The organism is Peptoniphilus sp. HMSC062D09 (assembly GCF_001811425.1).
Lineage (GTDB): Bacteria > Bacillota > Clostridia > Tissierellales > Peptoniphilaceae > Peptoniphilus_A.
In genome coordinates this window covers 1-7,980 of the sequence record NZ_KV804728.1, presented here as the reverse complement: position 1 = coordinate 7,980, position 7,980 = coordinate 1, and the positions used below count along the sequence as shown (strand labels likewise).

The 7,980-nt window shown below is 27.4% G+C and carries 9 protein-coding genes and 5 pseudogenes; 1 reads left to right on the top strand and 13 read right to left on the bottom strand.

Annotated features, from left to right (window positions below):
- Positions 1-110: 110 nt before the first annotated feature.
- The 11 genes and pseudogenes from HMPREF2801_RS05855 to HMPREF2801_RS05810 form a co-directional block, all read right to left on the bottom strand.
- Positions 111-1,496: a M56 family metallopeptidase gene (locus HMPREF2801_RS05855; RefSeq protein WP_070611160.1), complete on the bottom strand. Its 1,386-nt coding sequence runs from the start codon at positions 1,494-1,496 to the stop codon at positions 111-113.
- Positions 1,477-1,899 carry a BlaI/MecI/CopY family transcriptional regulator gene (locus HMPREF2801_RS05850; protein ID WP_023055641.1) on the bottom strand — a complete coding sequence of 141 codons (423 nt, stop codon included), beginning with the start codon at positions 1,897-1,899 and terminating at the stop codon, positions 1,477-1,479. Before HMPREF2801_RS05850 ends, HMPREF2801_RS05855 begins: the two co-directional genes overlap by 20 nt.
- Before the next feature lie 158 nt (positions 1,900-2,057).
- Positions 2,058-2,276, bottom strand: a complete 219-nt coding sequence (locus tag HMPREF2801_RS05845) for a helix-turn-helix domain-containing protein (protein WP_007516539.1) — start codon at positions 2,274-2,276, stop codon at positions 2,058-2,060.
- Positions 2,277-2,403: 127 nt separating this feature from the next.
- A pseudogene (locus HMPREF2801_RS05840) lies at positions 2,404-2,556 on the bottom strand (Maff2 family mobile element protein); the annotation flags it as partial.
- A 1-nt stretch (position 2,557) separates the two neighbouring features.
- A complete protein-coding gene (locus tag HMPREF2801_RS05835; protein WP_070611159.1) occupies positions 2,558-2,869 on the bottom strand; it encodes a single-stranded DNA-binding protein in 312 nt (103 codons plus the stop codon).
- A 185-nt stretch (positions 2,870-3,054) separates the two neighbouring features.
- Complete coding sequence (locus HMPREF2801_RS05830) at positions 3,055-4,206, bottom strand: hypothetical protein (protein WP_070611157.1); 1,152 nt, start codon at positions 4,204-4,206, stop codon at positions 3,055-3,057.
- Between the two features lie 67 nt (positions 4,207-4,273).
- Positions 4,274-4,575, bottom strand: a pseudogene (locus HMPREF2801_RS09485) (type IV secretory system conjugative DNA transfer family protein); the annotation flags it as partial.
- Between the two features lie 111 nt (positions 4,576-4,686).
- Entirely contained in the window at positions 4,687-4,962 is a 276-nt protein-coding gene (locus HMPREF2801_RS05825) for a hypothetical protein (protein ID WP_070611155.1), read from the bottom strand.
- An 18-nt stretch (positions 4,963-4,980) separates the two neighbouring features.
- Positions 4,981-6,219 (bottom strand): annotated as a pseudogene (locus tag HMPREF2801_RS05820) (VirD4-like conjugal transfer protein, CD1115 family); the annotation flags it as partial.
- Positions 6,220-6,260: 41 nt separating this feature from the next.
- Positions 6,261-6,425 (bottom strand): transposon-encoded TnpW family protein, encoded by a 165-nt coding sequence (locus HMPREF2801_RS05815; protein ID WP_019118571.1) that lies wholly within the window; start codon positions 6,423-6,425, stop codon positions 6,261-6,263.
- Between the two features lie 104 nt (positions 6,426-6,529).
- Entirely contained in the window at positions 6,530-6,841 is a 312-nt protein-coding gene (locus HMPREF2801_RS05810) for a nuclear transport factor 2 family protein (protein WP_246829985.1), read from the bottom strand.
- Between HMPREF2801_RS05810 and HMPREF2801_RS09600 the strand changes: the two are divergent.
- Positions 6,793-6,975: pseudogene (locus HMPREF2801_RS09600) on the top strand (endonuclease); the annotation flags it as partial. The gene HMPREF2801_RS05810 and the pseudogene HMPREF2801_RS09600 sit on opposite strands and share 49 nt — an antisense overlap.
- A gap of 172 nt (positions 6,976-7,147) precedes the next feature.
- Here HMPREF2801_RS09600 and HMPREF2801_RS05805 read toward each other — a convergent pair.
- Together HMPREF2801_RS05805 and HMPREF2801_RS05800 are read right to left on the bottom strand one after the other, a co-directional pair.
- Positions 7,148-7,669 carry a VanZ family protein gene (locus tag HMPREF2801_RS05805; RefSeq protein ID WP_070611151.1) on the bottom strand — a complete coding sequence of 174 codons (522 nt, stop codon included), beginning with the start codon at positions 7,667-7,669 and terminating at the stop codon, positions 7,148-7,150.
- 130 nt (positions 7,670-7,799) lie between these two features.
- A pseudogene (locus HMPREF2801_RS05800) lies at positions 7,800-7,980 on the bottom strand (nuclear transport factor 2 family protein); the annotation flags it as partial.

Genomic DNA, 7,980 nt, shown 5'->3' with positions numbered 1-7,980 from the left:
ATTATCTATTTTTCCAACTGTTGTTTCTAGTTATATTATAGAATATAGCATCTAAACTAATCGCCATTACTATATCTCATAGGATTTAAATCCATTATTTTACCTCCTATCTATCTTACATATGAGTTTATCTTTACCTTTCCTGATAATGTTTTATTTGATTCATTATCAATCGTAACAACATATCTACTTCCTCTATTAGCCTTAACCTTTAATATTGAGTCTGAAGAAAAAAATTTGTTATATATAATTTTTCCATCTTCTTCAATAATTACCTGATATTTAATTCCACCTGAGCAAGACATATCTTTTAATCTAACTGTAAAACCATCATGAACTGGACCTGTCCAGGTATCCATGTTAAATTCATAGTCTATCTTATCAAATCTACTTAATCTTATATTCTCATCAACATTTGCTGCTCTAAGACCTGTCCTCGATACTTCTCCTAATTCTAACTTTTGATACTCTTCATCACTTATTATTTGAACCCTATCTCCAAATTCCGAGTTAATATTAGTGACTATTTCACCTTTTGTATCAATCCTATCTTGATTTAGGTCGGTCACATTGGCAAATACCGGTAAACAAAATGTAAACGCAAACATAAAAACCATCAAACCTGCAAGTGTCTTTTTCCATTTTTTCATAATAAGCATCCTTTCTTTATTTGGGTTTAAATTTAAAACAAAATTATTTGTATTGCTTTTTATTTCTAATAACTTTAGCATTGACATGCAATATTCTTTTCTATTTTTTATTGTGTCGCCTAATTGTTGAACCACTAGCTTATCGCAATTTATTTCTATATCTTGGTCTATATATTTTAAGCTTAGCCATAAGATTGGATTGTACCAATATAGGCAGGCTACAATATTTACCAGGTGGTTAAGTAAAATATGAAATTTCTTTATATGGATCAATTCATGGATCAAAACATGGTCTAGCAATTTTTCATCATCTAGTATATGATCTTGTAGGATTATCTTGGGTCTTAAAACGCCAAAGGTAAGGGGTGTTTTAAAATTGTTATTTATATAAATCTCTACTTTTCTTTTTAATCCAAATTCACTTATTTTTTCTTTGCATAAAGTATTATGGGTAAGCGTAGAGCCTTTCATAACTTTATGAAATTTATAAATTTTTATTCCCAAATAAGTGAAAATCAAAATCGAACCGATTATCCGGTTTAGTTTAAAAAATATATAACCTAGTTTATTTACTAGTTTATTTACTAACCAACATAAGCAAGAATTAAAAAGATTTGTTAAACCTAGCAAATATGATAAAATACTATTTTTCTTTACACTTTCTATTCCTAGCTTAAATTCATAGGGACTTGTTAAATATATTAATAATACTATCCACAAAATAATACTTGCTGACCTAAAGGCTTTCTTGTTTAATATTGGTCTAACTAAGAGAATTAGAACTAGTAAGTAAAGACTTTTTATAGATTTTTCTAGAGTAATTACCCTAACTAGACTTATTGCCATCCTTGTCTTCCTCTTGGTCCTCTTCGTCCTCTTCGTCAAAGCTATCTATTAATTTTTTCATCTCTTCTATTTCTTCTTTTGTAACTTTTTCATTTTGCAAAAACGTTTTACACATATTTAAAAGCGATCCTTTAAAAAGTTTGTGAAAGGCTTCTTTTTGCTTATTTAGTAGAGCATCCTCCCTTGATACAAGGACCCTAATTGTGTATTTAGGATATCTCCTGGCTATCGCCCCTTTTTCTACTAATCTTCCAAAAAAGGTGTAGCAAGAGGTTTTGCTTATATCGTACTTTTCCATCAATATTTTTGATAAGGCTAAGGCTTGGATTTCTCCATTTTCGTCTAAGACATCGCCTTTCCACAATTCTTCCATTACTAGTAATTCACCATCTGAAAATTCCAACTATATTACCTCCTATATAAATTACATTTTCATTCGCTTTTTCATTTTTGTATTTTTAATTATTTTCACTTTGAGTATATCATGTTTAAAAAAAATAGTCAAGTGTTTTGACCATTTAAAATAATATTTTTTGTATTTTTAATATATCTCTGTTGATTTTAAATCTCACTTTCAAATGTATTTTCAAAACTAAATATATCATTAGGCGTACATTTTAGAGCTTTACATATCTTTTCTATGTTTTTCATTGTTATTGGTTTATCCTTGCCCATTTGTGCCATAACATTTGTTGTAAGTCCTGCCATGGCTATTACATCTGTTTTCTTTAATCCTTTTTTTGCTAACTGTATCCATAATGGTTTATAGTTAAGTGCCATAATATCCCTCTTTTTCTCTCTATTAGATTTATTTAATTAATTATAGCATAAATATTGATTTCATTCAATCTTACATTGATTTAGTGATTTGTTTTAGAGAATTTGTTGTGTTATTCCGTCCTTATTTTGCCATAAATTGCTTAATACCTTGAGATTTAGCACCAGGGTTATCATTACCATAACCTTCCATTAAGTTAATAACTCCCCATGCTCCTAAACCTGCACCAATTGCAGTTACAAGTGTCTTTAAAACTCCAACTCCAGCTGTAAAAAATTCCATATTATTCCTCCTCGTTTTCTTTCTTATTTTCTATTTTGTTTAGTGATTTAACTATAAAGTTCTTGTAGACCTTATCTCCTTTTTTGTTTTCTTTGAAATATCCAAAGACATGGATTAGATCTCCTTTTTCAAATTCTTTTACAATTTCTACCTTTTCTCCATATACTGAACAATTTGTATATTCTTTGCCCTTTCCATATTTTTTTACAAGAGCAAAATTTGCTACTTGAACATTTTCTCCATCTTTTTCAAATTCTGAAAATTTAGCTTCATTAACTAAATTTGCATTAATATTTATCATTTCTCTATCCATTAATTTCTTCTCCTTAATCTATAAATTTCAATTAAAAAAGCGACTGAACTTATAATTCAATCGCTAAATGTCTTATATATTAAATTGTTTTAAGTGGGACTTCTTATCCTTACCATCTTAACCTCCTAATTTTGAGTATAAAAAAAGACGATAGAGTTTTTAATTTCTATCGCCAACTAAAATTTCTAAATAAAATTGATTTTACTAATATACTCATATGCTATTTGTCTTAAATATACACTTATATCGTTACACAATCTTGCTTGAGCTAAATAGTAATACACTTTTTTAAAGTTATCAATATCATTATTATTTGTTAACCTCTTATAAAACTTTTCAACAAAAAAAATGTTCTGACTACAATCTAAAATAAAAAGCATTACATACTTTAAGAATTCTTTATTATCTTCCTTGATATATTTATGATATAACTTATCAAATTCATCAAACACTATTTTCATAGAATTTTCTTCCTGCCTAGGTGTTATTATTGTAAAATATGAGTATTTGTATTCTCTATCAGGGACAATCGCATAAACAGAAGGCAAATGGCTATTTATATCTGAATAGTCATTTTTATATGCCATAGAGCCATTGGCAAAAAAATTAATTTCACCTTTAAGTTTAAACTTCTTTAATATGAAATTTTCAGAAAATTCTTTACATGTTGGTGATGAATTATCACAAAAAATTTTATCATATACTTCCTTTACCTTGTCAAAATTACTTTTGTTATATAAATTATCTAGGAAATCTATAGTATATTCTTTATCGGACAAATATTTTTCTTGTAGCTCTTTATTGATTTGTTTCGAATAGCTCTTATTCTCATATATTTTGGGTTGTAATTCTTTTTTGGTCATATTCTCGTGATAGTACTCAAAAATAAAAAACCTATATCCGTATAGATGCAAATAGGTATCCAAATCTGTTTTAAATCTCAAATTTTCTATTCTTTCAAAAACTTCATTATCATGCTTAGAACAAAATAAATTTTCCACACCAGCATTATTTATATGTTTTTTATTTAATGGAAAATATTCTCTATTAATGTACATATTTCTATACATATTATCCAAATTTAAACAAAATATTTCATCATCATATTGAGTAATAGAATTTAAAAAATCTCGAGAATACGAATGGGATCCTATGGCTCTTTCATTACAGTGTACATAATTGCATTTGCTATTTCTTTTTTTGCTTTTAAGCAAATCTTGTTCATTAAGTTGTAAAAACTTGAATTCTTCAGGAAAATCTTGATTATTTAAATCATATATTGAATCAAATAGCTTTTTAATCTCATTTTTAAATTTTTCCTTATTATCAAAAGACATAATATGTTAACCTCCGTAGTACTATTTATTAATATTATAGCAAAAATTCTTTAATGCTAGCACCCAATCATAATCTTGTAATCAAATTATTTCTATTTAATTTTATCTTATAATTATTTTTAAAAAGTCCTCTACATCAAATAAATTTTTCTTTTCATAATCTTCCAACAACTTGTAATTCATATACTTAGTAATATCGAATTAATCAGATAAAAAGTGTCTTACTCCTCTTAGTTGATATATTTACTTACCATCATCCATTACAATTATTTCATCTTGGCTCATAAGTTCTTTACCAGTTTTTTGGTAATTTAGACCAAAAGATTTTTGGTTTAATCTTGTTTCTGATGTGTTATATAGTTCTATTGTATCTGAATGTTCTTTATAAATTGCTTTTAATTGAGATTGTGTTGAAATATTATATTTGCTGATTTTTCTTTTTAGAGTTTTTAATTTCTATCGTCTATTAATGCCTTATTTCTAGTCTTCTAAAATAGATACTTCGAGATCTATCGCTTTAAATGTAACAGTTATTCCTACTTCTTCTTTTACTGTTTTTTCAAATAGCTCAGCTATATCATATGGGGACATATCATATATATTTTCATACCATTCATTGCTCTCATCGTACATTGTCTCACATATTGCTTCAATATAATTTTTCTTATCCATTGTGAGTTCTGTATCACTTTCTAGAATAAACTGCTCCCCATTTATATTTAATATAATTAAAGATGATTTTCTACTTTCACACATTTTGCTTTCTCCATAAAATCAAATATTTAACCTATTTATTTTATAACTTGATTTTAACTTTACCCTATCTCTATTTTTTAAATACTCTTCTACATCAAACAAGTTCTTCTTATCATAATCTTCCAGTAACTTATAATTTTTATGCTTTGTAATATCAAATTTATCAGATAAGAAAGGTCTTACTCCTCTTAACTGATAAATACACTTACCGCCATCCATTACAGTTATTTCATCTTGGCTCATAAGTTCCTTACCAGTTTTTTGATAATTTAGTCCAAAAGATTTTTGATTTGATCTTGTTTCTGATGTGTTATATAGGTCTATGGTTTCTTTTCCTAAAGTTTCTGATAATTCTTTTACTGTTGTTTTTTCTTTTCCTCCTAAAAAGAGTGTAGAGTCGCAGTTACCAACTATTGTATCTGCATGGTCTTTGTAAATTGCTTTTAATTGAGATTGAGCTTGCAGAATTATGCTTGCTGATATTTCTCTTGAACGAATTGTCGCTATTAGTTTCTCAAATTTAGGAATTAATCCTATATTTGCAAACTCATCAAGTAGACACCTAACATGAACTGGAAGTCTTCCACCATACACATCATCTGCCTTATCACATAGTAGATTAAATAATTGGGAATACATTATTGAGACTACAAAGTTAAAGGTATCATCTGTGTCTGATATTATTACGAATAAAGCAGTTTTTCTATCTCCAATTTTATCAAGCTCTAGTTCATCTTCGCTCATTAGCTCTCTAAGCTCTCTTATATCAAAAGGTGCAAGTCTTGCTCCACAAGATATTAGAATTGACTTGGCAGTTTTCCCTGCTGCCAGCTTATATTTCTTATATTGCTTAACTGCAAAATGACTTGGATCTTTCTTTTCAAGTGCTTCAAAAAGCCTATCAATTGGGTTCATATAGGTTTCGTCATCTTCTCTGACTTCACTTGCGTCAATCATATCCAATAGCGTCTTAAAGTTCTTTTCTTCTTCTGGTGCTTCATAATAGATATAACCGATAAGGGCGGTGTAATATAACTTCTCAGCCTTTACCCAAAAATCTTCTCCAGCCTTTTCTCCATCTCCCTTAGTATTAGCAATAATCGTTTGGACAAGCTTTAAAATATCTTTTTCACTTCTCAAATATGCAAAGGGATTGTATTTCATTGATTTTTTAAAGTTTATTGTGTTTAAAATCTTTATGTCATATCCATTTTCATAAAGCATTTTTCCACACTCTAACACAAGTGTGCCTTTTGGGAAGATTTGTCAAGGACATAAACAAAATTTCTTTGAAAAATTTATATCTTTTCTGTTTCTCTCTTGATTAGCTTTAATATTTTATCCTTGTATGTTTCGCCTGTTCCTTGCTTAAAATGTAGGTTTACAGTATATTTTGTCTTCCCAATATCCATAATTAACTGTTTATGTGGTGGTACTTGTATTTTTCTTTTTTCTTCTTCCATAAGTTCTCCTTTCCATTTTTAGACAATAAAAAACAGCAAACCATTTTTGATTTACTGTTACTGTGTTAGTTTTTATTAAATTGCTTGATTTTCAAAATTGAAATTTACCTAATGCGTTTCCCAATTTTCATTTTCTTACGCCATTCTGGTGCCAATCCATCATAAGACCAATATTCATCCATATCAACAATCAAATTATCTTCAAGATAGATAAAACTTACTACATGAAAAGACTCACTATTATCTGTTGGAAAAACCCGACAAGCTAAAATAATAGTATCTTCATTTTCTTCAATTCTCTCTATTTCTCCGTTCCAATTTCCGGGATATTCACAATTTGCCCTTATATACTCATCTAAGGCAAAAAACTTTAGATAAAAACAAGTATAAAAATTTAAGCATAAAAGAACTATCAAATATTTACGATGAATATAAAAGTAAAAAAGATATTCTTATGGTAGAATATTCCAATAAGAACATCTTGATTTACGAGCTTACTCAATTAAGAAAAAATACCGATAGATATCTTAATAATGAGTTATATAAGTAATATTTTTTGCTATCAAACAAAAATATTACTCTGCAACTTACCACAAATAAATATCAACTTTGTTAAGATAATTATATGATAAATACTTTTATAATAACTCTCTTAATTAGGTAGCTTAAGCCTTTATTTACTCAAACAACGCTTAATTATAGCCTTAAATCTTTAATTTTATCTACATACCATTATATTTAAGAAGAATAATCAATATTAAACTTATAAAAATAGCACCAATAAAAGCTATCAAGAAAATAAATCTATCTACTTTAAATTTAGATTTACTTTTTTTAACAAAAATACTATATAATGTTATTCCTAATATACCGCCTAAAGTATTATTAATTATGTCAGTTATGTCAAATATTCCTATCGATAACACATACTGCAAAGATTCTACAATCAAACTAAATGTAAGCATAAAAAATATGCTTTTCGAACTTTTTTTATCAAAAAATATAGATCTAATCATAATTCCTAATGGTAAAAACATAAGTATATTTAATACCATTTCATCTAAAATAACTTTAATATTAACATTATTGTCATGGTAAAAAGGAATTAAATTTATTTTCCTTTCAATTAATAAATCATTAATAGAAAATGACATTTTAAAAACTAGAATAAAGATCAGCCAAATTATATAATATATAGCTAACATTCTCATTCCATTTTTGACATTTTTTTCTTGAAGTTTCACTAATAACTCTCCTTTAATATCCTGAAATCATTCAAACTCATTTTTATACATTAACTTATAGCTATCACAATTCAAAATTAGTTCGTTATGACTCCCATCCCCTACTATTCTACCATAACCTGGCTCAATATGACATTTTCTTTTTGAAGTGCCATTCTACAATAGTTTGATTATCCTTATGAAAAAATTGCTTTATATCCCAAGCAAGCACTTTTCCTCTTGTATTCCATTCATTAAACCAGTGCTTTACTGTTTGACAATTTTCATACTTAGGACTCCAGCTCTCAATATAAATTACATCATCTAAAAAA

Bases quoted from the DNA above. Each gene is read 5' to 3' on its own strand.
- HMPREF2801_RS05855 (WP_070611160.1), bottom strand. From the start codon at position 1,496: ATGGCAATAAGTCTAGTTAGGGTAATTACTCTAGAAAAATCTATAAAA.
- HMPREF2801_RS05845 (WP_007516539.1), bottom strand. From the start codon at position 2,276: ATGGCACTTAACTATAAACCATTATGGATACAGTTAGCAAAAAAAGGA.
- HMPREF2801_RS05835 (WP_070611159.1), bottom strand. From the start codon at position 2,869: ATGGATAGAGAAATGATAAATATTAATGCAAATTTAGTTAATGAAGCT.
- HMPREF2801_RS05830 (WP_070611157.1), bottom strand. From the start codon at position 4,206: ATGTCTTTTGATAATAAGGAAAAATTTAAAAATGAGATTAAAAAGCTA.
- HMPREF2801_RS05825 (WP_070611155.1), bottom strand. From the start codon at position 4,962: ATGTGTGAAAGTAGAAAATCATCTTTAATTATATTAAATATAAATGGG.
- HMPREF2801_RS05815 (WP_019118571.1), bottom strand. From the start codon at position 6,425: ATGGAAGAAGAAAAAAGAAAAATACAAGTACCACCACATAAACAGTTA.